The sequence below is a fragment of the Halobacillus rhizosphaerae genome, from assembly GCF_046719735.1.
In the GTDB taxonomy this organism is placed as follows: Bacteria; Bacillota; Bacilli; order Bacillales; family Halobacillaceae; genus Halobacillus_B; species Halobacillus_B rhizosphaerae.
In genome coordinates, this window is sequence record NZ_JAUTWQ010000008.1 from 238,718 (window position 1) to 263,874 (window position 25,157).

21 protein-coding genes are annotated in these 25,157 nt (G+C 43.6%); 12 read left to right on the forward strand and 9 right to left on the reverse strand.

Features of this window, described 5'->3' with window-relative positions:
• Positions 1 to 46 precede the first annotated feature (46 nt).
• The 5 genes from Q7A53_RS11070 to Q7A53_RS11090 all read left to right on the forward strand — a co-directional run bounded on the left by Q7A53_RS11070 (position 47) and on the right by Q7A53_RS11090 (position 6,564).
• Positions 47 to 1,027, forward strand: coding sequence for an iron-hydroxamate ABC transporter substrate-binding protein (locus Q7A53_RS11070; RefSeq protein WP_411789226.1), 981 nt, complete (start codon positions 47 to 49; stop codon positions 1,025 to 1,027).
• A gap of 308 nt (positions 1,028 to 1,335) precedes the next feature.
• On the forward strand, positions 1,336 to 1,653 hold the full coding sequence (locus Q7A53_RS11075) for a hypothetical protein (protein ID WP_411789227.1): 318 nt from the start codon (positions 1,336 to 1,338) through the stop codon (positions 1,651 to 1,653).
• A 76-nt stretch (positions 1,654 to 1,729) separates the two neighbouring features.
• The gene (locus tag Q7A53_RS11080) at positions 1,730 to 2,176 is read left to right on the forward strand and encodes an LPXTG cell wall anchor domain-containing protein (protein ID WP_411789228.1); all 447 of its coding nucleotides are present in this window, start codon (positions 1,730 to 1,732) and stop codon (positions 2,174 to 2,176) included.
• A gap of 177 nt (positions 2,177 to 2,353) precedes the next feature.
• Entirely contained in the window at positions 2,354 to 5,563 is a 3,210-nt protein-coding gene (locus tag Q7A53_RS11085) for a DEAD/DEAH box helicase (RefSeq protein WP_411789229.1), read from the forward strand.
• Positions 5,564 to 5,796: 233 nt separating this feature from the next.
• The gene (locus Q7A53_RS11090; RefSeq protein WP_411789230.1) at positions 5,797 to 6,564 is read left to right on the forward strand and encodes a cupin domain-containing protein; all 768 of its coding nucleotides are present in this window, start codon (positions 5,797 to 5,799) and stop codon (positions 6,562 to 6,564) included.
• Positions 6,565 to 6,740: 176 nt separating this feature from the next.
• Here Q7A53_RS11090 and Q7A53_RS11095 read toward each other — a convergent pair whose 3' ends face one another.
• Positions 6,741 to 7,511: a hypothetical protein gene (locus Q7A53_RS11095; protein ID WP_411789231.1), complete on the reverse strand. Its 771-nt coding sequence runs from the start codon at positions 7,509 to 7,511 to the stop codon at positions 6,741 to 6,743.
• 175 nt (positions 7,512 to 7,686) lie between these two features.
• Positions 7,687 to 9,081, reverse strand: a complete 1,395-nt coding sequence (locus Q7A53_RS11100; protein WP_411789232.1) for a hypothetical protein — start codon at positions 9,079 to 9,081, stop codon at positions 7,687 to 7,689.
• Between the two features lie 223 nt (positions 9,082 to 9,304).
• Between Q7A53_RS11100 and Q7A53_RS11105 the strand changes: the two genes are divergently transcribed.
• Positions 9,305 to 10,021, forward strand: a complete 717-nt coding sequence (locus Q7A53_RS11105) for an MBL fold metallo-hydrolase (protein ID WP_411789233.1) — start codon at positions 9,305 to 9,307, stop codon at positions 10,019 to 10,021.
• A 64-nt stretch (positions 10,022 to 10,085) separates the two neighbouring features.
• Here the strand turns inward: Q7A53_RS11105 and Q7A53_RS11110 are convergent, their stop codons facing one another.
• Positions 10,086 to 11,522, reverse strand: coding sequence for a cell wall-binding repeat-containing protein (locus Q7A53_RS11110; RefSeq protein ID WP_411789234.1), 1,437 nt, complete (start codon positions 11,520 to 11,522; stop codon positions 10,086 to 10,088).
• A gap of 160 nt (positions 11,523 to 11,682) precedes the next feature.
• On the opposite strand from Q7A53_RS11110, the gene galE reads away from it, so the two are divergent.
• Positions 11,683 to 12,666, forward strand: a complete 984-nt coding sequence (gene galE, locus Q7A53_RS11115) for a UDP-glucose 4-epimerase GalE (RefSeq protein ID WP_411789235.1) — start codon at positions 11,683 to 11,685, stop codon at positions 12,664 to 12,666.
• 41 nt (positions 12,667 to 12,707) lie between these two features.
• Here galE and Q7A53_RS11120 read toward each other — a convergent pair whose 3' ends face one another.
• Positions 12,708 to 13,634 carry a prenyltransferase gene (locus Q7A53_RS11120; protein WP_411789236.1) on the reverse strand — a complete coding sequence of 309 codons (927 nt, stop codon included), beginning with the start codon at positions 13,632 to 13,634 and terminating at the stop codon, positions 12,708 to 12,710.
• Between the two features lie 165 nt (positions 13,635 to 13,799).
• Between Q7A53_RS11120 and Q7A53_RS11125 the strand changes: the two genes are divergently transcribed.
• Entirely contained in the window at positions 13,800 to 14,558 is a 759-nt protein-coding gene (locus Q7A53_RS11125) for a fumarylacetoacetate hydrolase family protein (protein ID WP_411789237.1), read from the forward strand.
• Between the two features lie 179 nt (positions 14,559 to 14,737).
• Here Q7A53_RS11125 and Q7A53_RS11130 read toward each other — a convergent pair whose 3' ends face one another.
• From Q7A53_RS11130 to Q7A53_RS11140, 3 genes are all read right to left on the reverse strand, one after another.
• Positions 14,738 to 15,694, reverse strand: a complete 957-nt coding sequence (locus tag Q7A53_RS11130; RefSeq protein ID WP_411789238.1) for an NERD domain-containing protein — start codon at positions 15,692 to 15,694, stop codon at positions 14,738 to 14,740.
• A gap of 219 nt (positions 15,695 to 15,913) precedes the next feature.
• The gene (locus tag Q7A53_RS11135) at positions 15,914 to 16,759 is read right to left on the reverse strand and encodes an aminoglycoside 6-adenylyltransferase (protein ID WP_411789239.1); all 846 of its coding nucleotides are present in this window, start codon (positions 16,757 to 16,759) and stop codon (positions 15,914 to 15,916) included.
• 12 nt (positions 16,760 to 16,771) lie between these two features.
• Positions 16,772 to 17,212 carry an RDD family protein gene (locus tag Q7A53_RS11140; protein WP_411789240.1) on the reverse strand — a complete coding sequence of 147 codons (441 nt, stop codon included), beginning with the start codon at positions 17,210 to 17,212 and terminating at the stop codon, positions 16,772 to 16,774.
• Positions 17,213 to 17,341: 129 nt separating this feature from the next.
• Between Q7A53_RS11140 and Q7A53_RS11145 the strand changes: the two genes are divergently transcribed.
• Both Q7A53_RS11145 and Q7A53_RS11150 read left to right on the forward strand, forming a co-directional pair.
• Positions 17,342 to 17,719, forward strand: coding sequence for a MerR family transcriptional regulator (locus Q7A53_RS11145; protein WP_411789241.1), 378 nt, complete (start codon positions 17,342 to 17,344; stop codon positions 17,717 to 17,719).
• An 84-nt stretch (positions 17,720 to 17,803) separates the two neighbouring features.
• Complete coding sequence (locus tag Q7A53_RS11150) at positions 17,804 to 19,480, forward strand: acyl-CoA dehydrogenase family protein (RefSeq protein WP_411789242.1); 1,677 nt, start codon at positions 17,804 to 17,806, stop codon at positions 19,478 to 19,480.
• A gap of 34 nt (positions 19,481 to 19,514) precedes the next feature.
• Here Q7A53_RS11150 and Q7A53_RS11155 read toward each other — a convergent pair whose 3' ends face one another.
• Both Q7A53_RS11155 and Q7A53_RS11160 read right to left on the reverse strand, forming a co-directional pair.
• Positions 19,515 to 20,093 (reverse strand): YdcF family protein, encoded by a 579-nt coding sequence (locus Q7A53_RS11155; RefSeq protein WP_411789243.1) that lies wholly within the window; start codon positions 20,091 to 20,093, stop codon positions 19,515 to 19,517.
• Between the two features lie 424 nt (positions 20,094 to 20,517).
• The gene (locus tag Q7A53_RS11160) at positions 20,518 to 22,680 is read right to left on the reverse strand and encodes a glycoside hydrolase family 3 N-terminal domain-containing protein (RefSeq protein ID WP_411789244.1); all 2,163 of its coding nucleotides are present in this window, start codon (positions 22,678 to 22,680) and stop codon (positions 20,518 to 20,520) included.
• A 217-nt stretch (positions 22,681 to 22,897) separates the two neighbouring features.
• Here Q7A53_RS11160 and Q7A53_RS11165 point away from each other — a divergent pair, with 217 nt between their 5' ends.
• Both Q7A53_RS11165 and Q7A53_RS11170 read left to right on the forward strand, forming a co-directional pair.
• Entirely contained in the window at positions 22,898 to 24,133 is a 1,236-nt protein-coding gene (locus Q7A53_RS11165; protein WP_411789245.1) for an extracellular solute-binding protein, read from the forward strand.
• A 115-nt stretch (positions 24,134 to 24,248) separates the two neighbouring features.
• Positions 24,249 to 25,139 carry a carbohydrate ABC transporter permease gene (locus Q7A53_RS11170; protein ID WP_411789246.1) on the forward strand — a complete coding sequence of 297 codons (891 nt, stop codon included), beginning with the start codon at positions 24,249 to 24,251 and terminating at the stop codon, positions 25,137 to 25,139.
• Positions 25,140 to 25,157: the final 18 nt, after the last annotated feature.

A 25,157-nucleotide genomic window follows, 5' to 3' on the forward strand; every position in this document is an offset into this window, starting at 1 on the left:
CTAGTAAGTTAGTAAGTTACACAACGATTTTTTAGGAGGAGACTAAATGAAATCATTCAAGTTGTTTTACATAGCAGTTGCTTTGCTAACACTATTATTTATGGCTGCTTGTGGTAACGATGAAGGAAGCAAAAGTAAAGATAACGAAAGCCAAGATACTGAAGAAACTGGAAGCAGTGAGAACGGGGAACGGACGGTTACGGATGCTATGGGACATGAAGTGACGATCCCGGAAGAGCCGAAGCGAGTGATTGCATCTTACTTAGAGGACTATCTGGTGGCTCTCGATATTACTCCTGTTGCCCAGTGGTCGGTTTCCGATGGATCTTCTGTCCAAGGGTATCTGCAGGATTCACTTAAGGATGTTCCAACTTTGCCGCATGATCTTCCACTAGAAACGGTTGCTAGCTTTGAACCTGATCTTTTATTGATAGATTCAGCTGGTATGGTTGAAGGAAACAAATACGATCAATACTCTAAGATCGCACCGACGTATGTGGTGGGTGAAGCGGAGAACAACGACTGGAGAGATGAACTGAAGCGTGTAGGCGAAGTCTTCGGTAAGGAAGAGGAAGCAGACCAGGTTCTAAAGGATTACGAGCAGAAAGCGGAAGAAACGAAGCAGCAAGTCCAAGAATCTATCGGCGATGAATCAGTTGCAGCGATCTGGCTTGTCGGAGATACCTTTTATGTAGTAAATGATCAATTATCTGCCGGGGACGTATTGTACAATGACCTTGGGCTGACTAAACCGAACGTCGTGAAAGAAATTGCCGATAAATCAACTGCCAATTGGTCTGAAATCTCTCTAGAGAAATTAGCGGAGCTCGATGCCGATCATATCTTCCTGATTAACAGTGATGGCGATGGCGCTAAGAAGCTGCAGGATAATATTTGGCAAAACATCCCGGCTGTGAAAAACGGAAATATATACGAATATTCTGCTGATAAAACCAGCTGGCTCTACACAGGCCCTGTGGCTAATACAAAGATGCTTGAAGATATCCAAGAAAAGTTAGTGAAATAAATAGGACAAGAATGGTTACCCTGTTAAGCAAAAAACCTCCAATTACCGGTGATTGACATCCGGAAATTGGAGGTTTTTTTTATCCTATATTATGGGTCCAAGCTTTGGTTTCCTTGTTATTAAAGCCTTTGGTCAGAAGGAGTCACTCATCTGCCTGCCCGTACCATTAGGAGATCGTATAGCGACATATTTTTGCAATAATTAGATAAAAGGAAACCTTTGTCTATTTCATTCGTACTATGAATAAGGGAAATATTAGAAGGTCGAGTCGATCGGCCATGAAACTTGTTAGAAAGGCGGATCTATAAATGAAAGTAACGGTTTTGTTTTCGACAATAAGCGGCATTATTATTTGGCTGTTGGTGTGGACAAGCAGTTTGATTTTTAATTTTTCCTTTGAGGATTGGGCATTTTTTATCGGGATTGGCCTATCTGCTCTGTTATTATTCTTCAACAGCTCAGGGGGGCTGCATACGAGAATGACGAATTTCGGCACAGACATCCAACATGGACGGCAGCAGGAAGTCGTTTGGAAGCTGGATGTTGGTGTGATATTCTACGGTTCATTACTATTTACCGCGGTATCCCTGGTCATTATGGTCATCAGTTATCGTAGTTATTTCTAAGGACATTGTATTCTGGATCAAGCTGAGTTGATGACTGTTTAGAAAAATTTTAATCTTTTGGAAGCGGGTGGTTATTTTGGAACAAGTATTACGGGAATATGGATCTTCCTCAAATAATTGGATCTTTTTGATTCTGGGAGGGTTCATTTTACTAGGCGGGATTATCTTCCTGATTGTAATATCCAAGCGGAAAGACGGATGGCGCAAGAATCAAACCGATCTCTTTCGATACACTTCTTGGGGGTGTCTGTTGTTAGGCGCTATGATTGGGGTCTATGGCTTATTAAATGGAGAAATGACGAACTCTCAGGAGGACAGCATGATGAGAAATTGGTCTAGTGAAAGAGGGTATACGGTAGACAATTTCGGTAAGGTAGAAAATCGTCCGGAAGAAAATATTATTAAAGTCCGGTCAGGTGCATCAGTAGAAGAAAAAGAAGTCGACCACGTTATCAAAGGCTGTGACGAAGTAGTCTATGCTGAATTTACCAACGAAGAAGTATGGTTATGTGAGAAAAAGTAATTCTCCCAAAATGAATGGCCCCTTAGATGAAACTTCTTGTTTACCAAGACGCGCTCTTCTGTACAGAGGAGAACAGAGCTCTCCAATGATTGCCTCATTCTATGATAAAATGAAGCCATACTAACCAACCGATATGGATGCACGTCCTTTCATAATGGAAAAAAGGATCGAGAGTACATGGAAATCAAAGTAAATCAAAAAATCATACAAGAATTGTGCGGAATTGTTTCCTTTAAAAAAGGTACTACATATTATCGCTCAAATAAAGTTACCTTCAGTCAATATCGTCCTCATTTCAGCGAAGCCACGGTTCATGGGGCAGAAGACTTTCACGTGACGATTTCAAAGAATACTGCCGGGGAGATCGATCGGAGATGCAGCTGCCCATCATTAGGAAATTTCCAAAAAGACTGCCAGCATATAGCGGCAGTCCTCATAGCGATTCGGGAGTTCCAAAAGCAAAAGATTTCACCTTTTGGCCAGCCTCAGCAACAATCAGAGGAAGGGGAGCTTACGGATCGTTTCATGACACTGTTCGGTGAAAAAAACGTTCAAACCAGCGGCCAGCAGCACTATTTTGAAAATAGAGAGGTGCTTGATCTCCAGTTCACCTGCAGATCGGCGGCGGTGGAGACTGGGCAGGACCTGCTGGAGATGGAGATTAAGCTGAATGGGAGAAACCTGCCGCACATTCGAGACTTTTTAAATGATGTAAAGCGCGGATTGCCTCATTTATTATCCGACCATTTCACTTATGATCCGGTGCTTCATTGTTTTTCCAACGAAGCGGATGAAATCATTCACCAACTCATTCAAGTGATGGATGATGAGAGAATCTTCTTAGAATCCAGCAGTTCCTCCTACACTACATCCCGTCACTCTTTATTGATTCCTCCCTCCTCCTGGATGAGGCTGGTTCCGTTATTGACGAAGCATCCACTCATCAAGCTTGAGCAGGGCGGCCGTTCTTATGAAAGTGTGCGAGTCGTGAAAGGCACGCCGCCGCTTCGATTTAAATTAGAGGAGAACGGCGAGAGCGATGCCCGTCTAACCATCAAAGGCTTCGATCAAATGCTTGTACTGCACGCCTATCGTTCTGTGTGGTGTGATGGGAAGGTGTTTCAGTTAGAAGGAGAAGATAGTGAGCGGTTATTCGCTTTGCAGCAGATGCTGCCAGCGGATGAGATGAACCATGTTCCCATTCCTCATGACCGTATCCAAGATTTTCTTGAAAAGATTGTCCCCGGACTAAAGAAAATCGGGCACGTCCAATTATCGAATGCCTTTTATCAGAAGTACTTAAAAACTCCTCTTAAGGCGAAGCTTTATTTAGATCGGCTGAAAAACCGGCTGCTGGCGGGACTCGAATTTCACTATGGGAACGTAGTGATTCAGCCTTTGGAGAACCGAGAGCTTCCCGCTGGCCCGATTGTAATTAGAGATATCGATAAGGAAGAAGAAATTCTACAGCTTATGGAAGACAGCGGGTTCTCAAAGACCGACGGCGGTTATTATATGCAAAATGATGCACTGGAATATGAATTTCTATATCACATTGTTCCCAAGCTGCAGCAAATGGTTCAGCTCTATGCTACAACGGCAGTGCGAAATCGAATCATCAGAAAGAATGCCCATCCCATTATAAAGGTTAAGCTGAATAAAAAAGAACGGACCAATTGGCTTGAGTTTAAGTTTGAAATGGACGGTATCTCTGACCAGCAGATGAAAGATCTTTTAGCAGCCATTGAAGAAAAGCGAAAATATTACCGCCTTCGTAATGGAAATCTCTTATCTCTTGAGACGAGGGAAATCGAAGAAATACAGCGTTTTCTAAATGAAGTTCCGGGACAGGAAGAAGACTTGGAGGCGAGCCTTCATCTCCCCGTTGAAAAGAGCTTTCCACTGCTGGATAAGGCTGATGAGAGCAAGGTTTTCTCGGTGGAAGAGTCCTTTCGCGAGTTTCTCAATCAAGTAAATCATCCGGGCAGCATAGACTTTAAGGTGCCAGAGTCCCTGGAACAGATTTTACGGGAGTATCAAAAGCACGGATATAAATGGATGAAAATGCTTGCCAGCTATGGGTTTGGCGGTGTGCTGGCAGATGACATGGGACTTGGGAAAACACTGCAAAGCATTTCGTTTATTGTTTCAGAGCTGGCAGAGATCCGCGAGCAGAAGCAACCAGTTCTTATCGTCTGCCCTTCCTCATTAACCCATAACTGGTTCCAGGAAATCGCGAAGTTTTCACCAGAAGTGAAAGCTGTGATCCTGGATGGGAACAAGTCAGATAGAACTCGATTACAGAAGAACAGCCAGAAAGAAGATGTGCTGATTACTTCCTATCCCCTGCTGAGAAGAGATATCCGATGGTATCAGAAGCAGACTTTTCACACGGTATTCTTTGATGAGGCTCAGGCATTTAAAAACCCTGTCACTCAAACCGCCCGTGCGGTGAAAAAACTCACTGCCAAGCACCGTTTTGGTCTGACGGGAACGCCGATAGAAAATGCGGTGGAAGAGCTGTGGTCGATTTATCATGTGATCTTTCCGCAGCTGCTTCAAGGACTGCAGGAATACAGCTTTTTGCCAAGAAAAATAATTGCCCGCCGCGTGCGGCCTTTCTTACTTCGCCGCAAAAAAGAAGATGTGCTTAAGGAGCTGCCTAAAAAACGGGAGTCCCTGGAAAGATCGGAGTTGCTTCCTGAACAGAAAGAGCTTTATGGAGCTTATTTGGCCAAGCTCAGAGAGGATACGCTGAAGCATCTTGACCAAGATACCATACGCAAAAACCGAATACGAATTTTAGCAGGGCTGACCCGTCTTCGGCAGATTTGCTGTCACCCGTCTCTATTTGTAGATGGCTACCAAGGAAGTTCAGCTAAATTTCAGCAGCTGCTTCATATTCTTGAAGAATCAAAAAGAGCCGGCAGAAGAGTCCTGATCTTCTCCCAGTTTACTAAAATGCTCAAGCTTATCGGCAGAGAGCTTGCCATGCAAGGGCAAACGTATTTCTATTTAGACGGTGAAACTCCTTCAGAAGAACGAGTGGAACTCTGCCATCGATTTAACCAAGGAGAAAAAGACATCTTTCTTATCTCCTTAAAAGCAGGCGGAACCGGACTTAATCTGACTGGCGCAGATACAGTCATTCTGTACGACCTATGGTGGAACCCTGCCGTAGAACAGCAGGCTGCCGATCGAACCCACCGTATTGGCCAGAATAAGACAGTCCAAGTTATCAAACTTGTTGCGCGCGGCACCATTGAGGAAAAAATGAACGAACTGCAAGCCAAAAAACGGACCTTGATCACAGAGCTTATTGATCCGGAAAAACAAATTTCAACGACCCTAACAGAAGAAGATATTCGGGAAATTTTACTAGATTAGTATGACTTTGTGTAATAATCGATGTGAAAAATCATCTTTGACGAAATTAACCGTCTCTTCTAACCTAAGGGATGTAAGTTGAAAATGTTTCCTGTAAATATGTCACCTTGAATATAAGTACACTCTCTTTTTCAGTTGCATAGGATACTTTTATAAACTGGAAAGGGATGGGTAAAATGTACTGTGTTCCTTATATGTATCCTTATCAAAATTTTAATTATGGAAATACCCCTATGTACACCTATGGAAGAAGATATTATGAATACGGGGCTCCAAATGAGTTAGTGCATGCAAACCAATTTCAATCTTTTCGATTTCCTGACAGCGATGGCCTTACTTTAAAAGATTATGGACCCAACCCTTTGGTTGTTAATATCAACGAAGCCACGAAGCAAAACGATACGTATCGGACAGCTTTATGGACAGGAACTCATATGCAAGTTACTTTAATGAGTATCAATGTAGGCGAAGATATCGGTCTTGAAATCCATCCTGACGTTGATCAATTTTTACGGATTGAACAAGGGCAGGGATTGGTTCAAATGGGTAAGAGTAAAGAAAATTTAAATTTCAGACGAAATGTTTATGATGATTCCGCGATCATGATACCTGCTGGAACGTGGCATAATGTAACCAACACGGGCAATGTTCCGCTTAAACTTTACTCCATCTATGCTCCACCTAACCATCCATTTGGGACGGTTCACAGGACCAAAGCCGATGCAATGGCTGCCGAAGAAGGGCACGACCACGGTAATGATGGAACCCCGCTTGTTGATGGAAAAACTCCAGATGAATGGGTCCAATTCACGGAATTTTTAGTGAAGAAAGGACTAGAAGATGTTAAAAGAGGGATAAATGCGACACACATCCTTCAAGAATTTATTCTTATGGGAGTGCTGACAGGGAAGGGGTATTCTCCAGAAAAAGCCTATGAAACAGTGGAAGAATGGGAACGGACAGGAGAATCCAAACTTCTTCAGCAAAGTAAAAATAGATAGCGAAAGAGTCAGAGGCAGTCCCCTCGAAATACAAAGGGTCTTGATGATTTGAGGATTTCCTTTATTGATAGATAAAGCAAACCCAAACCACTAATGAGAAACATTGGTTCGGGTTTGCTTGTACATAAATTTCTTTTATTACCTGCCTTTTTATAATCAACGATCAACTTAGGTTCTTAACGGTGAGTGCGAGAGGAGTGATGTCTCTCTGATGTTCTTCTGCGTGTTTCCTTCGTTTTATTTAAATGGTTTGGATCTTTACTTTCTGTGTGAATTTCCTCTTTTAGCGGATTTCGATTTTTGTACTCATCGTGGTTTGCATGAGTACTGTAATGTGAACGATGCTCGTTATCATGATGATGATCGCGTTCATGAACGTCATTAGAATTATGATCCTTTTCTTGATAATGGTCAGGATACATAGATTTGTTTTCGGTTTTATGCGACAGGAAGGTGCGATAAACTTTATCTTGTAATTTGTCTGTTGCTTCAACAATTACAATTATTTTTCCTTCTTTTAAATGGTTTTCATACTGTTTGGCGTCTCTCTCAGGCATTCCGACACCTACAAGAGCGCCGACGATCCCACCGCCTCCTGCTCCAACTCCAGCACCAGTAAGTGCAGCGGCAATTGGACCGGCCGCTGCGATTTGTCCGATTCCAGGGATGGCCAGAAGACCTAACCCAGCAATTAAACCGCCGATTCCACCTAAAGCTCCTCCGGATAAAGCTCCTAACCCCGCTCCTTTTCCAGCATTTTTACCGCGGCCTCCTTTGTTGGAAGTGACCGTTGTATCCATTTCTTCTTCTAAGACATGCACTTTACTTTTATCTTTAGCAAAAACAGACATGTCATTCGAACCATAGCCATGATGCTGCAATTCCGTTATGGCTCTCTCTGCATCTCCTACTTTAGAAAAAACGCCGCCAATAATTTGATGATTCATGAATTCATCCTCCTTAAATTATCTCACAATAGTATTCCGTACCCTGAAATCAGGCAGGTAATCTTTCAATTAAATTACAGGCCGCTTAAATCCTTTTGAAAAGCAGATAGGAGGAGAGGAAATATAAACGTAAAAAAAAAACCACACTCAGTTCTATCTGAGTGTGGATGTTTGATTACGCTCGTTTCACCATATCAATATACAATTGCTGATAGGCTTTGTGCTCCTCTTCCATGCCTACTTCGTGATAAAGCTTCGCCAGCCAGTGCACCGGTTTAGGATCTTCTGTACGAAGTTCCATATCCCAGCTCATGCATTCGATCGCGAGCTTTGGCTGATGAAAGTAGTGATATAGTTCCCCAAGACGCTGCTGGTGATTAGGGTCTTCCGAAATCTCGGCCATTTCATCCACCTTTTGCAGAACAGGCGCTGCTTCCGGCAGATGGCGCAGCGGTTCTGACCATGTCTGAATCGCTGCCAGGTTATGGTCATCCATCAGCGAAGTAATCGCTAGATGAAGGATATCGGCAGCTTCCTCATCGTCTGCTTCCAATAAAGTGAGCGTCAATTTCTGTAAACCATCGGGCGAGATCTCTCCTGCAAGTGATTTATTCTCTTTGACGAGATTGGTGAGCTGCTGCGATTGCTCGGGCTTAAGCTTCAGCTTGTGCTTGTTTATTAACGTTAGCGCATTCTTTAATTTCCCAAGCTTTAAATAGGTGTTCAACACTGTTTGCTTCAATGGATTAACCGCAGGAACCCGCTGGTATAGATCCTCGAGAATCACGAGCGTGTCTTCTTCATTAAATTCATCCACAATGAGGGCATGAAGTGTATGATAATCGTCTGCTTTTTTCGTTTGAGTAATCCGGTTGATGTAAAGAGCAATAAGATCTACGACTCGATCTTCTTTACTGTACAATTTCACAAGCTTGTGAAATGCCTGATCATTATCTTTGTATCCGTACATTTTCTTCTCTACATAGATAGGATCTTTGGCCAGAATGGCAGGATCGCCTTCTTTATAACGTTCTGCATATTTGGTGAAATTCATATCGCCTGAGTAGGAGTGCAGTAAACTGTGATCGGGTGCGACATCTTTAAGAATATGGAGAATACGAAAACAAGACAAGAGTTTGCCATCGCGGCGTTCCTGGTAATAAAGAGACTTAATGAGAGCGGCAATTTTTTCTTTTTTAATAAAGGATTCGAAATAACTAGCAATTAAAGCTGTTTCTTGAAGAGTAGATTGTTTCGGGAGCTTGCGAAAGAGATCGTTAAAACTTTGTTTCTTAAAGTGAGGATGGGAGGATAGGACAGTTTCAATGAACGGATGCGGCGGGTGAAAGACGACTCCTTTTTTAAAAGCCATTGCCACATGAGATTGCTTATTGATTTTCTTGGCGGTGACGAAATTTAAATATTTTTCTTTATAGAAAAAGACAAAGTACGTCTGATGGTCTTCATCTTCGGCTTCGACAATTTTCGTTTGTTTGTAAATCGCCATTCGTTTAACTTCAAGCTGGCGAGTTTCTTGTTTTTCTTTGATTATTATAGTGGGAGTTGGCATAGATCAGCCTCCTAAATTGTTACTTTAACCATACCATTAAATGAAGCTTTCAGCAATTTTGTAAAATTCCCCAATTTCAAGGTCGGCAGCTTTGAGACCGGCGCTGCTACTGCCTTTAAGTTAGCTAATTAGAAATAGACTAGCAGCTCGCTTTGTTTAAGAAGATGAGGAAACAGGTAAATTACTAGGATGACTAACATTTTCTAGAAAAAGGAGAGATCATGTGAAGGTTGCAGAAGGAGTCGCTATGCTGGAGTTAGAGATTCAGGATACGGTCCTGAACCCAACGCTCGTTTGGGATGAAAGTGCGGCAGTCTTAATTGATACCGGGATGCCTGGGCAGTCGGAGCAAATTTTGAAAAAGATGGCTGAAAATGGCGTTTCCTTGGATCAATTAAAAGCAGTCATTTTAACTCATCAAGATCTTGATCATATTGGAAGCCTTCCTGAATTATTAAAAATGGCCGACCATCCGATTGAAGTGTATGCTCACGAAGCGGATAAGCCCTATATTGAAGGTACACGGAGATTAATGAAGGCGGATCCGGAGAACATGAATGAAGAAGTATGGAACAAACTGCCGGACCAAGTTAAGGAATTATACAAGAATCCACCGAAAGCTGAGGTTACGACAGGGCTTAAAGATGGTGATGAACTTCCTGACTTTGGCGGAATGAAAGTCATTTCCACACCAGGGCATACACCTGGCCACATCAGCCTGCTCTTACAAAAAGGGAAAACACTGGTCGCGGGGGATGCCATGGTTTGCTCCAATGAATTTCTGCAGCGGCCAGTTGAGCAGGTTACTCCTGAGATGGATACCGCTCTGCAATCCATGCGGAAACTCCTGGATTATGACATAGACCAAGTCATTTGTTATCACGGCGGTTTAGCGAGTGGGAATATTCATAATCAGATTAAGAGACTGACGGAAGAATAAAGAAAGACTCGTGCCTCTGTGGAGATTAAGAGCGGCACGAGTCTTTTATTTATTCATTTGATTGTTATTTTTTTAGCAATGAGTTGATACTTTCTGTCTCTAAGTAATTGGAAAAATTATAACCATCAAACCCTACTTGAACATTATTGGCTTCAGCTGTGAAAACCGTTTCTCCAATTTTGACACGTTGAGAAGAGGACCTTGCTTCATCCAGTCCTTGTTGTATTTCTGCTTTAGTTAAGCTCAATCCCAATAATTTCATGGCTTTAACAGCGATGTCATCATAAGAAGGATCAATGGAGCCGAAGAAGAGGCGATGGCGGGCGTCATAAAAATTTGAAAAATCGCCCTCAAATACTTTAAAGCCGGTCTCCGTTAATGGCAGAACTTTTAAGTCTAGTTCCTGTTTATATAAATCTTTGACTTTCTTCATGTTTTCATTGGTTGGCAAGTTGCTGTCATCCACTTGATTACTGCTGTACGTGACATTACCAGAGTCAGGCTCTGTTCCTTCGATGGATTGGTAGAAATCTGAGAGGTGCTGGGCAATCGCACCTGGCCCGCCTAGAACGTAGGTTTTCGCGTTATGACTCTCCATATAGAAAGTCAATGAATCTTTCTTAACCTGTGGATCGGATAATAGAACCTTAGCTTTCAATCGTTTGGCAAGACCAGAAGCTACAACTGCATCCGGGTAATCTTGCTTATCGTTATTCGCTGAGGTTCCACGCACAATAAGAAAGGTATCTGCTTTATAATCCTGGGCATACAGCACAGATAAATTAGTTAAATAACGGTCAGGGCCGGCAATTCGCTGCACGTAGAAACCGTCAGATTTTAAATTTTGCTCTACCTGTGGGCTCACGACTCCAGGTCCACCATATATGTATACTTTTTTTATCGTATCAGGCAGGGAGACGGGGAGTTTATTTTCTTTGGTTAAGTAAATGGGAACTCCATTGACTGCAGCTTCTCCTGAAGCAGACAGAGCATCGGCCATCGTATTTCCGTTGGCAATAATCGCTCTATTGCTCTTTGACGTTCCAGCTTCCTTGTTAATAGCTGCAGCAGTTTCGAAGCGATCGGTACCGTGAACGCGTTTGGTGGAATAATTATGCTGATTCAGCGTTTTGACAACTTCCTCTTGGATGGCTCCGGTTCCTCCAAGTACATACACTTTTTCAGTGCCAAGGCGATCCATTTCTTCTAAAACAATGTTGCTAATATGTCCTGGAGCCGTCAGTAATATAGGAGCATCCTTCGCGCCAGCCAGGCTTGCTGCAGATAAAGCATCGGCCGGGTTGTCGGAACGGGCAAGAATGACTGATTTGTCCGTGTTGTCCAAACCATTCGGCCAGCCTTTTTTGGAAACTTCAATGGCCGTTTCCAGACGATTTGTTCCAGCAATGCGCTCAAAATCCGGCGCAGCATGGACTTGTGTTAACGGCACAAGGGATAAAAGTAAAATGAGTATAAATGGGAGTAAAGCTAATTTCTTCATTAAATCCTCCTAAAGTATGTAGTGATAAAACACATCCATCAGCTTACCATTTTAAGGGCAAATTTCCTATAATTCTATAAAATTAAAAGGAATTTCCTCGGTGTGAATGATAGAATAGGGGTAGATATGCATAGCATAACATTATTGGAGGGATAGATAGATGAATGTACTAGTTTGTGGAGGAGCCGGTTATATTGGCAGCCACGCAGCAGCTGAACTAATCAAAGCCGATCACCACGTGGTGGTATTTGATAATATTGAAACGGGACATGAAGGAGCTTTAATAGAAGGGGCCATTCTAGTTAAAGGAGACCTCCGAAACATTGAAGAGATTCGCACACTTTTTGAAGAACAATCTATAGATGCCGTCATGCATTTCGCAGCGAATTCACTGGTAGGAGAAAGTGTGGAGAACCCTTTAAAATATTATGAAAATAATGTCTATGGGACGATGAATCTACTCAAGGTAATGGCAGAATACGGGGTACATAAGATTGTTTTTTCTTCAACAGCGGCTGCTTATGGGGAGCCGGATCAAGTTCCGATCCTGGAAGATTCACCTACGATTCCAGCCAACCCTTATGGGGAAACGAAGCTTGCTGTAGAGAAAATGCTGAAATGGGCCGAACAAGCCCATGGGATCAAGCATGTGGTGCTGCGATACTTTAACGTTGCCGGAGCTCATCCTGAATTTGATATTGGAGAAGATCACCAGCCAGAAACACACCTGGTGCCCATTATATTACAAGTGGCACTTGGACAAAGAGAACATATCTCGATCTTCGGAGATGACTATCCAACTCCGGACGGTACGTGTATACGGGACTACATTCATGTGGTCGATTTAGTTCGTGCCCATATGCTCGCGCTGGATCGTCTGAACGCAGAGAAGCCATCCTCTGTTTATAATTTGGGAAATGGCGAAGGATTTTCGGTCAAAGAAATGATCGATGCGGCACGCGAGGTTACCGGTCACGAAATCCCGGCAGAACTTGCGCCGCGCCGGGCAGGTGATCCTGCTCAGCTCGTAGCTTCTTCTGAAAAAGCGAAGCGGGAGCTCGGCTGGGAGCCTGGCTACACGTCAATGAAAGATATTATAGCAACCGCCTGGGCATGGCATCAGAAGCATCCAAAGGGGTATTAAAGTAAAGCTGGCATCTCATTTGTGAGATGCCAGCTTTTTCTTTAAATGAAAATACCGAGCCATACGGCATTGACCATAGCGAGAATCAAGATGATTTTTTCAAAAGAGGATACTTGCTCATGATTCGTTACATCCATTTTTACGATCAGGAACATGGCTGCAATAACCATAACGACCATCCCTAATGCCCCATAAATCCGCTCTGAGCCGAGCCAAATTCCGCACAATGCAGTAATGCCGAAATAGAGCAGAGCAGGCAGCCGACTGTAAGCAAGTCCGAATTTTTCTACAGCCCAGACAACACTCGTGTTTTTTTTCGGGGAGGCTTGCTGATCGGCTTCCAGATCAGGAATGTGATGGACCATTACCCAGGCAATACAAAACAAGGCGTTAATGATTCCGTTTTGTAATACCCATTCAGGAAAGTGGTCTAAGGCGAGCCATGCACCCGCGAGTCCAAGAAATAATACGGAAGGAAAAGTCGACAGCCATTCCCCGATAAATGGTCGATAGCTGAATTGAAAAGGTGGAAGCGAGTACGAAATTGACCCCCATAGTCCAATCGCAAGAAGTATTGCGAGCTTGTAGTAGCCGAAAATAGCGAGGGCAAGAACGACCATGCCGAGCACAAGCATTAGAATTTTAGCAAACTTCCAGAGGGAACTAGAGGAAATGAGTCCAGTCTGGATCACGCGGCTGCCGCCTGATAGAATACCGGGGCTGTGAGCATCGGTTCCTGACAGGTCATCGACATAATCATTTAACGCGTGGGTCAGCACCCCGTGAATAAGAAAGGCCCCAAAAATAAGCATGAAAAATAAACGGACCCATTCGTAAGTAGGTATGGTGAAATACAAGACTAGAGGAAGGACGGTGGATACGATAGTAGCTACACTGGAGGAAATTACAGCAATCGAGCGTAGTAATACCCAGCCTCCTTTGAGTCTGGCGAGTGCGTGATTGGTCATTTATCTTCGCTCCTTTTCTGGATGATATTTACATTATCTCATGCTCAGGTCTATCTAACTATGGTTTTTGGAAAATTTACCAAATTGTTTTTTGTCGACGAGAGAGAAGGAAATAAGCAGAAAGATATCGAAATAGTTGCTGAGTACGAAGAGAGGAGAAATAAGATGAAATATTTAAGATATCGTAAAGACGGTGCCGTTTGTTTTGGAATTCTGGAAGGAAAAACGGTAACGAAACTGGATGGAGATTACATACAAGGGAGCGTGAATAAACTTGAGGAAAGCTTCCCGCTTGGCGAAGTGCAAATTCTGCCTCCAGCGCTGCCTGGCCAGCTGATCGCGATTGGTCTGAATTATGAACTTCATGCAGAAGAAACCGGCAAACCTATACCAGAGGAACCGATGATGTTTATGGCTTCTCCAACGGCCGTTATTGGGGAAGGCGATACGATCCAGCTGCCAAATCGTGATCACCGAATTGATTACGAAGCAGAACTCGTCATCGTAATAGGGAAAGAAGCGAAGAATTTGAGTCGAGAAAACGCTTTGGATCACGTGTTCGGCTACACATGCGGCAACGATGTGTCCGACCGTCATCTCCAAAAGAAAGACGGCCAATTCACCCGTGCTAAGTCTTTCGCCACTTATAAACCGCTCGGCCCTGTCATCGAAACGGACCTTGACCCTAACCACGTATCGATCAAAAGTGTAGTGAACGGAGAAGCCAAGCAAGATTCCAATACCAATGATTTAATCCACGACATCGAGCAGCTGCTCGTGAAAGTAACCGAGGTCATGACACTGAACCCAGGAGACGTTATTTATACCGGCACCCCATCAGGCGTCGGCCCCCTGTCTCCAGGTGATAAGGTGGTTGTCGAAGTAGAAGGAATTGGGAAGCTGACGAACAAGGTGGAAGGATAGAAATATATGATGGTGTCTCGCTCTGATTGAGCGGGGCATTTTTCTTGTTGTTGAGGGGAGGTTTATTTGCGGTAATGTGCATTTATTTGCTGAAATCGAGATTTATTTGCGTAAACAGAAATATATTTGCGGAAATCATCCTTTTATTTGCTAAAACAAGAATTTATTTTGCAAACCTCTTAATCTTCATAAATGAGTTGGTAGCAGCTCCCTTTGTTTTTACCGCTGCGCCGTGCTTTTAAAGAAGTTAATATGCGACTAGCAATGTAAATGGAGTCAATGAGCAAAAAATCTCTTAATTTAGCATTAGTAATTTCCGGTCCAAAAAGAAGGTAGTAATCTCTAATGGCAATTTCATGAGCGATTCTCGAGCGATGGCCACACTTCATGCATTTCCAATAACCTCTTTTCCTGTTCATAGGAAGACGCGAGCATTCTTCGCAAAAGACACCTCGACGTATATCAAGAGGATTTATTTTTAACTGAGAGAGAAAGATGAAGTTTCCTGGAGTATGTTTAGTGAGGAGGGCAGAGGTGAGCAAGTGGATTTGTTCTTCAGTGAGATGCTCTTCGGAAAATTGACTGGTAAGCTCGTTAATTTTCTCAGGAAGATTGTCTGTTCGAACGACGATATCCAGTTCGGGGTCATCAGAAGAGAGGATGGACCTGGGGTTGCTGCTGGCGACCAAGGTAAGAATCGGCAGCGAGGGAAGATGATGATGAGAAAGCCATTTCGCTAGCTGAAGTTTATGCCGTCTAACTTGTATGACGGGATTAGCGAAAGCTTCCTGCGCCTCATTAAGGGTGCGGAGAAGCTGATTGAAATGCTGATCAAAATGAAGTCTGCCTGCGATATTTTTGGCTTCAATAATAAGAATCCACTTTGAGGTTAAGATGAGTGCATCGATTTGAAAAAAGTGGCTGCCGTCAGTTAAGCGAAGATCGTGGAAAATAAGATGATTACTGGGGAGAAAGCTGAGGGGATAAGAGAGGGAAAGTTCTCCCTTATAGCCAGCGAGTCTTCTGGTTAAGTTCTCATTCGCCTCTTCATAACTAGGGTGAGAAGGGTTAAGTCTTCGTACGAGAGCTTGAAGTTGCTGGATCTCCTGCGGGAATTCTAATTTTTTTACAATCATGAAATCACACCTTTCCAGCTATTGAATTAGACATGTTCCTAGCAAAATCCTGCTGAGAAGGCGTGATATTTATATGAGCGGTTAGGCGTTATTTGCGGGATAGATAGATTTACTTGCGGTAAATGAGTTTTATTTGCGAAAAACAGAATATATTTGCGCTAAATCTGAAATATTTGCAAAAATGCTCATTTATTTGCGAATCAACCACACCCACAAAAATCAGTCCCCTGCATCCCCACGCACCCACTTCAAATAAGCAAAGACCTCCTCCTCAACCGGCCGCTCATAATCAAGCGCATCCCCTACTACAGAGCCTAGCTCACAGAACAGTTCAACCATCGCAAACAGACCGTCCCACATCGATTCATAGTCACCGCCAGCATAAGTCGCAGCATACCGAGTCCAAACGTCATCCTCAAGATAATGTTCAAAATATTTCCCTTCACTGCCGACGCTCACGCTGAAATCAGTTCGGACGCCGATATACCAGCTGACCATTCGCTTAAGGGCAGAACGGACGGGACCTTCCATCATCGATTTTGCATAAGGAAGCTCGCGGCGCCACAGTCCTTTGGCGACATAGGTGCTGACCCACCAGAATTCATTGGCATGACCGGAAAACTCTTTCCGAGAAGGTTTTTTTACAAGGTAATCTGCATCACTGGGCTCGGGCAGGTCAGGCAGGCGGTCGTCTTTATCTAATAGAATGCGGCTGAGGCTGTCGAAGGTTTCCGGCAGTTGATCGACCAGCGTGAGGTCAAGTCGGTTCCCGTCGGTAAACTTCATTAAATAAGCGAACCGGTGCGGATTATCCTTATCTTCCGGATACAGCTGCATTTCATCCGGCATCTGCATGATCAGGCGTTCCCCGAAAATGTCCACCCAGGAGTGATCGGCCGTAAATGAGGCCAGGTCCGTGACAAAACAAACTATGTCATAATCCTGAAACTTATCGCGGGGAGCCTTTGAATTGACGCGGGACCCGTTCATCATGACGGCGCGAATCCTTTCATCGTCCCGGGCAGCAGTTAAAATTAATTCCATCATCTCTTGGTCTGAGCGCATTTTATTCACCTCTTAACGAATATATTTTTCAGCCACTTCCATGGACCATTTTGAATCGTAAGCAACATATGTACCGGCAATCAAATCATGAATCGAGCGGCGGTCGTAGCGAATTCCTACCATAAACGCGCTGACAATCAAACCAATGCCAATCGTCACCCCATAAACCAGTCCGCCGACCCCGCAGCGCAGAAGCATCGTCCAAATCGTTACATTGTCTCCGGATGTTTTCACAATACGGATGCCTAACAACTTCTTCCCTATCAAATATCCGTTCCAAAACACTGGAACAAGAAGGACATATAAAAGACTTAGAATGTCTGTGAAATTGTACTCATCCCTATGAAATTCTCCATAAACGGCCAGCGTCATCAAGCCGAATACAGTACCGACAATAATCGCGTCTAATAAATTTGCGACTGCTCTCACCCAGAATCCGGGCCTTTCTTCCATGTGAATCCTCCTCTCCATTTTTAATTAGCTTACTAAAAAATGGTTAAAGTTGTACAATATTATCTTGCTCTTTACGTTAAGGTCAATGATAAACTAGAAGCATAATGAACGAAAAGGGAGGCATCTCGATTGAAGACGATTTCTGAAGCGGCGCGCGAATTTGCTGTTTCCAGCCGCACTATTCGTTACTACGAGGAAATCGGTCTGCTCAAGCCGGTCAGGTCGAGCACGAATCGACGGCTGTATTCGAAGAGTGAGATGGCCAGACTGAAGCTGATTTTTCGCGGGAAAAGGTATGGGTTTTCTTTAGATGAGATCAAAGAAATGGTGCTGTTATTCGAATCCGATCATTCAGGAAAAAAACAGCTGGAGCGGACGGTGGAATATGGGACGAAGCGTATTGCTGAGATCGAAAGCACGATTGCTGAATTTGAAGCGTTAAAGTCAGAAATGGAAGGTTTAATGGAACAATTTCAGGCAAAGCTCCAACAATTTGAGGGGGAATAAGAGTATGAATCGTTCGCAGCTTCTGTCAGGAAACGTCTCGGGAAAAATAATAAACCACTCACGTCGGGAAGGGAGACGAGGGTAATGAAAGTGCTGCAGGAGAAGGAACAACGTGGGAGCCGAAACTTCTTTGAGGAAGATGAAATACTTCAGACGATATTAGAAGAGCAGCTTACCGGTGGTTTTCTTGACTATGCAAAACGAGAACTGATGATTTTCGGTAAACAATGCGCCAATGAGATCGACGAACGTGCGAAGCATACAGACAGAGAGGGTCAGCCGCATCTAATCTCCTATAACAAATTTGGTGAGGAAGTATCCGAGGTCTGGGTAAATGAAGGGTATAAACAAACGGTTAAAGAGACTTATAATACCGGCATTGTCGGTTATATTCATAAAGAAATTCCCGAGCTCGGCCACTCCGGTACCTACACGTACAGCTTTGCCCAGGGGTATTTGCTTTCCCAGACCGAACCCGGATTTTACTGCCCGGTCACACTCACGATGGCGACCGCTTACTTATTGGAACATTATGCGGATCGGGAATTGAAAGACAAATTTTTGCCGCATGTGTGCTCTACTGGTGAAACCCCCCTGTATGAAGGCGCCACTTTTCTAACTGAGCGGCAAGGCGGATCAGATGTGGGGGCGAACGTTGTAAAAGCTGTCCAGAATGGCGATCATTTTCGCTTATATGGAGAGAAATATTTTGCTTCCAACGCCGGCATGTGCGGGGTCGCTATGGTGCTTGCGAGAAAAGAAGGAGCACCTGTGGGTTCAAAAGGGCTCACTCTCTTCGCTGTCCCATGGCGTAAAGAAGAGGATGATACTCTTAACAACCTGCGAATTCGCCGCTTGAAGGATAAGCTCGGTGTCCGTGCAGTTCCTTCGGCGGAGGTGGAATTTGATGGTGCAGAAGCTTATGTTGTTGGTGATCCTGACCGTGGGTTTTACTATATGATGGAAGCTCTCAATCTCTCGAGGATCTGCAATGCGACAGCATCGCTTGGCATTATGCGCCGCGCTTACACAGAGGCGCTAGAGTATGCGGGACGAAGAGATGCATTTGGGAAGCGGCTGACTGAGTATCCCATGATTAAAGATACCCTTGTCAGGTTGAAAGCGAAGCTGCATGCCGAAACGGCTGCCACTTTCGATTTGATTAAGCTTTTTGAAATAGTGACAGACGGCTTTGCCACCGAGGAACAGGTCATTCTCAACCGTTTGTATATTGCCATTATGAAAAAAGAAACAGCTGAGCAGGCGATCAATTTTTCACATGAAGCAATCGAAATGCACGGCGGCAATGGCTACATCGAAGATTTTGTTACACCCCGGCTGCTGCGGGATGCGCAAGTGCTGACCGTCTGGGAAGGAACCGCAAATATTCTCGGACTCGAACTCGTGCGTCTCGTTCATAAATACAACGCTCATCAGCTCTTCGCTAAAGAAATGCATCAGCGCTTGAAACGGCTGCCAGATTTTGATTTAAAGGAAGTTATCAAGGATCAACTGGATTTGCTGGAAGCGGATCTGCAGGCATTTGCGGGATTTGACGAAGCGTTACAAACCTTTGAATCAAAAGCGATGGCGAGAAAGATGGCGCTCGTTTATGAAAGCGTCGTCGCTGTTGAATGGGCAGAGAAGTACGGCGGGAAATTTACACAGCTGGCGGAGATTTTTTTAGAAGATGCCTGGTCGCTGAGACCAGTCGGAGGGAAAATGAAGACGGTTGAATATTTCGATTCAATAGGAATCTAAAAGCCATGCAGCAGGAGCGCTGTATGGCTTTTTTCTAAACAAACAGAAACCGGACCCAATAACCGATCAGTTTCACATATTCTGTGAAAACAGTCCGGTTCTCGTGCTTGTTCAGTCCGTCTTCCGGATGGAAATAAGAGGAGCTGAACGAGTAGGATAAATCAAAATCGTCGCCATATACCTGTTCGAAGGTATATTTACTGCGGCGGGAGTGGTAATCACTGGTTACGATAATGGCAGAATGTAAATCCTGTTCCTGCATAATTTTTTTGGAAAATAAGGCATTTTCATATGTACTGGTGGCATTCGGCTCTTCTAGCAATGCGCTCCTGGGTATGCCGGCCTCCATCGCGGCTTGTGGGGTAGTCGCAGGCTCATTGGAATTGGTGAGAACCACTTGATCAGCCATTCCTTCGTGGTAAAGTTCAGCTGCCTGCTGCAGCCGATCATCAGCTCCACTTAAGAGAATGATGGCATCAGAAGGCTTGGGATTACTATCCGCGATTAGAAATCCGGGACCTAAAATAAACAAGGTCACTACTCCGGAAAGGCCGAGTAGGAACACAGCTGCCAAAATAGATAGAATAATTTTCTTAGTCTTAGAAATGGTCAAAATGATAGATCCTTTCGGTGGAAAATAGGTAAAGGGATGTTGATCGTTACATTTCCTATTTATACCCTTTTCAAACCGGAAAGTAAATCTTCCTATTAACATTAATTGGATATGAGTAGTTTTATAGACATTTCAATCGCGGGCAGCTGGTGTGTTATTCCCCCGTAGAAGTCTCTGTGTATTTCCTGCTTTAGAATGGTGTGTATTTTTCTGTTCATCAGTAGTGAAAGCTTAATAAAATTAAAAGTCTATACCTTATGAGAAGGGAAATGCTGCCTTATGAAGGACAAAAAAATCCGAATGATGTTGGAAAATTCATCATTCGGATTTAATATTGGCTAAAGGACTTCAGTCCCTGTCTCGTTTTTATGTTTTGTAACCTCGTTGCCTAATTCACCGCTCTTTTTGCCCTGTCCGCTTTTCGTTACTTTTTCAACTCGAATATCTGAGATTGAAGGTTTTTACTGTCCGGCCCAGCAAAGACTTCAAATTTTCCTGCATCGCTCTCATAAGTAAGATCTCCATGATAATAGCGCAGCTGTTCCTCGCTAATCGTAAATTCTACCAGAGACGATTTGCCAGGCTGCAGCTTAATTTTAGCAAAATCTTTTAACTCTTTTAATGGGCGTACCACATCTCCAACCAAGTCTCTGATATAGAGTTGTACAATTTCTTCACCTGCTGTATCGCCAGTATTCGTCACCTTAACGGATACCTTCAAGTGATCTTCAGGTGTCAAAGTCGTCTGGGAAAGGGACAGGTCACTGTAGTGGTAGGTCGTATAACTGAGTCCGTAACCAAATGGAAACAGTGCTTCATTCGGCGCATCCAAATACTGAGAAACGAATCGGATTTGAGCATCTGGAGCATCTTTCGGCCGTCCGGTATTATAGTTGTTGTAATAAACCGGTACTTGACCGACAGAGTAAGGGAAAGACATGGAAAGCTTAGCGGAGGGATTCACGTCTCCGAATAAAATGTCTGCCAGTGCGTGTCCGCCTTCGGTCCCTGGGTACCATGCTTCTAAAACGGCGTCCGCATGCTTGATCACATCGGTAAGGTCAAGCGGCCGTCCGTTAAACAGAACTGTGACCACAGGCTTGCCGAGTGATTTGATTTCTTTCAAGAGCTCTAATTGAACCTCTGGCAGCTTAATATTGGAGCGTGATCCAGCTTCCCCGCTCATATCAGAATGCTCGCCAAGGCCTAATACAATCACTTCTGCTTGCTTTGCTTTTTCCAATGCCTCGTTCAACTGCTGTTGAGAACCGCTCTCTATTCCGCAGCCTTCAGAAATAAGGACCTGTTCTTGTTGAATTTTCGTTTTGATCCCTTCCTCGAAAGTGATCGTATCTGCGTCAGACCCTCCCCATGACCAGGGACCCAGGATATCCTTGCTAGCAGCAAATGGGCCAATTAAGGCGATTTTTTCATCTTTTTTCAATGGAAGAACGCTTTCATTTTTTAGCAGCACCATGGATTTTCCTGCGAGTTCGCGAGCTGTACTGCGGTGTTCTGCGGAAAGGATAAATTCATTTTCTTTTTCTTCGCTGGCATGACGGTACGGATTTTCAAATAACCCCAGCTTGTTTTTCAGCTTTAAAATTCTGAGCACGGCTTCATCAAGCATCTCTTCCTTAATGGTTCCTTCTTCAATTAATTCACTTAGGTGATTGGTGTAGCAGGTGGTCATCATTTCAATATCAACACCAGCCTCGATTGTCTTTCTAGCGGCCTCCTTTTCATCTTCGGCGACGCCATGAGGAATGAGTTCCTTCACAGCTCCCCAGTCGGAAATTAATACCCCGTCGAAATTCCACTCCTCTCTGAGCAGATCTCTCATCAGTTTTTTATTACCGGTGGAAGGCAAGCCATTCAAAATGTTAAAGGCGGTCATGACCATTTCGCATCCTTCATCGAGCGCTGCTTTGTAGGCAGGCAGATAAGATTCGCGCAGCATCCACTCGGACATATCTACCGTGTTGTAATCTCTCCCGCCTTCTGCGGCACCATAAGCAGCGAAGTGTTTGACGCAGGATGCTACCTTGTAGGAGTCACTGGCTAATTTTCCTTGAAACCCTCGAACTAGAGATCGAGCGAATTTACTGTTTAAGTAGGTGTCTTCACCAGTGGATTCCATCACTCGTCCCCAGCGCGGGTCTCGTGATAAATCTACCATAGGGGAAAAAGAAACATGAACGCCGGAAACAGCTGCCTCTTTTGCGGCCAAAGCTGCACTTTTCTCAGCAAGCGGCAAATCCCAGGAACAGCCGATTGCTAACGGAACAGGGAAAATGGTTTTAAAGCCATGAACAATATCAGACATGATCAACAGGGGGATGCCGAGCCGGTTTTCTTCCATATGGGTCTTCTGGATATTTATGATTTCGTTCGCTCCAGAAGCACCAAGCACGGAACCAGTATTGCGGATATCTTCCTCTTTAATTCCCATCTCTTGCATTGGCCCTGTAATTTGGCCGCGGTCAGATGCGCCCTTAAAGAAAGGAGTCGCGAGCTGCACAAGCTGGCCGACTTTTTCATTTAGAGTCATTTGGTTTAATAAATTCATTAATTGATCATTCTTCATGTATTTACCTCCGAATATTGATTGTATTGAAACGTTTCGATGTATTGTAGGTAGAAGTATAAGCGTATTTAATTATTCAGTCAACAGTTATTCCTTGATTTAATTAGGTTTTAATTGAAATTAACGAAAAATCAAAAAAGTTCTTGAAAGCGGATTCAATATTAAGTACAATGTGTTTATCGAAACGTTTCAACTAACAAAATTAAGGGGGTATATTGTGAAATCTAAATTATTGGCTTTATTCGCTGTTGTAATTCTATCGAGTGTGCTTGCAGGGTGTTCAGATAGTAAATCTTCCTCTGGTGAAGATGACAATACTATCACTGTATGGGCAATGGGTGAAGAAGGAAAGAAACTTCAGGATTTCAGTAAGAACTTTGAAAAGGAAAACCCTGATTTAAAAGTAGAGGTGCAAGCGATTCCTTGGGATACTGCACATGACAAGCTGCTTACTGCAGTCGCTTCTGGAAATGGTCCTGATGTTTTGCAATTAGGTACGACTTGGGTGCCGGAATTTGCAGAAGCCGGGGCATTATTGGATTTGACGAAGTATATGGACGATCACCCGTCTTTTGCTAAGGATAATTACTTTGATGGTTCTGTTACGACTATGGAATATGGTGATCAAGTCGTTGGGATTCCCTGGTATGTAGATACACGTGTACTTTATTATCGGAAAGATCTGCTCAAAGAAGCAGGATACGACGAGGCTCCGAAAACGTGGGATGAACTTAAGGATGCAGCAAGTAAGCTGGCAGATCGCGGAGAGAAGGATTTTGGACTGGATATTGACCGCAATGATCAGATCACACCCTTTATCTTCGCCTGGGAAAACGGTTATAAAGCAAACTTAGACAAAAATGAATTAAACTTTGATACCCCTGAATTTAAGGAAGCGATCCAATATTATATTAGCTACTTTAAAGAAGGCATCAGCCAGAAGCAGGAGGGTGTAGATATTGTCCAGGCCTTTAAGAATGGAACGAAACCGATGTTCTTCAGTGGTCCTTGGATGATCAATATTATTAATGACCAGGCTCCTGATTTAAAAGGGAAGTGGGCTACGGCTGTTATGCCGAAGAAAAAGTCTAATACTTCAAGCATGGGCGGCGCTAACTTCTCTGTCTTTCACACTTCCGATAATGTGGAGGGTGCCTTGAAATATATTTCGTATATGACGAAAGTGGATACTCAAATGGATTGGTTGAAAGCTTCTAATACGCTGCCTTCCAGAAAAGAAGCATGGGATAAGCCAATAATGAAAGAAGACCCAATGTACGCTACGTTTGGTGAACAGCTGAAGGATACAAATCCAGGACTGCAAACACCACAATTTGAACGTATTGCTCAAGAGTTCTTAAGTTCAATTGAACGTGTAGTCGTAGGAGGAGCAGATCTCGATAAAGAGCTAGAACAATTTAATGAGAAAGCACAAAGTCTCCTCAATAAATAAAGTTGATCATACAAGGCGGTGGTGTGAAATGAATGACGTATTTCATGCCATCTTCCTTGTTTTATAAGGATTTATTTTCTTTATACCATGTAACGATTCAGATAGGTGGGTTTTCATGAACAAATTTAAATTTAAAAATCGACACCCTTATATGTTCATAGCACCAGCAGTCATCCTGTTAACGATTTTCAGCATCATTCCGATCCTTATTGCCTTTGTGATCAGTTTCACGGATTTAAATTTAAAAGGACTCGCTGACTGGTCCGCCATCTCCTTTATTGGTGTTGAGAACTATGCCTCGCTCCTTTCCGATCCAACATTTTTAAAGTCCATCTTTAATACAGGGTTTTATGTCGTTATCGGGGTTCCGCTTGTAATCATTTGTTCGCTTTCGATTGCTCTTTTGCTAAACTATGGAACGAGCTGGATTTTCAATACATTCCGGGCGGTTTACTACATGCCGTCGATTACCAACATCATCGCTGTGGCCGTCATTTGGGGATACCTTTATAACACTCAGTATGGTTTATTTAATTACTTGCTCTCCCTGATGTCAGTCGACAATATCCCCTGGCTTCAAGAGCCGACGATTGCTAAATTATCGTTGATTATTTTAGCAGTTTGGAAAGGGATAGGCATCAACATGATTATTTTTCTCGCTGCTTTGCAGGGGATACCGAAATCCTACTATGAAGCGGCAAGAATGGATGGGGCAAATCGGCTGCAGGTATTGTTTAATGTGACTCTGCCGTTACTGCGCTATGCTACGTTTTTTGTTACCATTACGACTTTGATCGGCTGGATGCAATTTTTCGAAGAACCGTTTGTCATGACGGATGGTGGACCGCTTGATGGAACGATTTCTGTTGCGTTATTTATTTATAAAGAAGGCTTCCAATTTAGTGAATTTGGCTACGCCGCTGCCGGTTCGTTCATATTATTTACGATGATTATTATCGTAACAATGATTCAGTTTAAACTTAGAAAATCGGATACAGAGTATTAAAAGATTGGAGTTGAAATC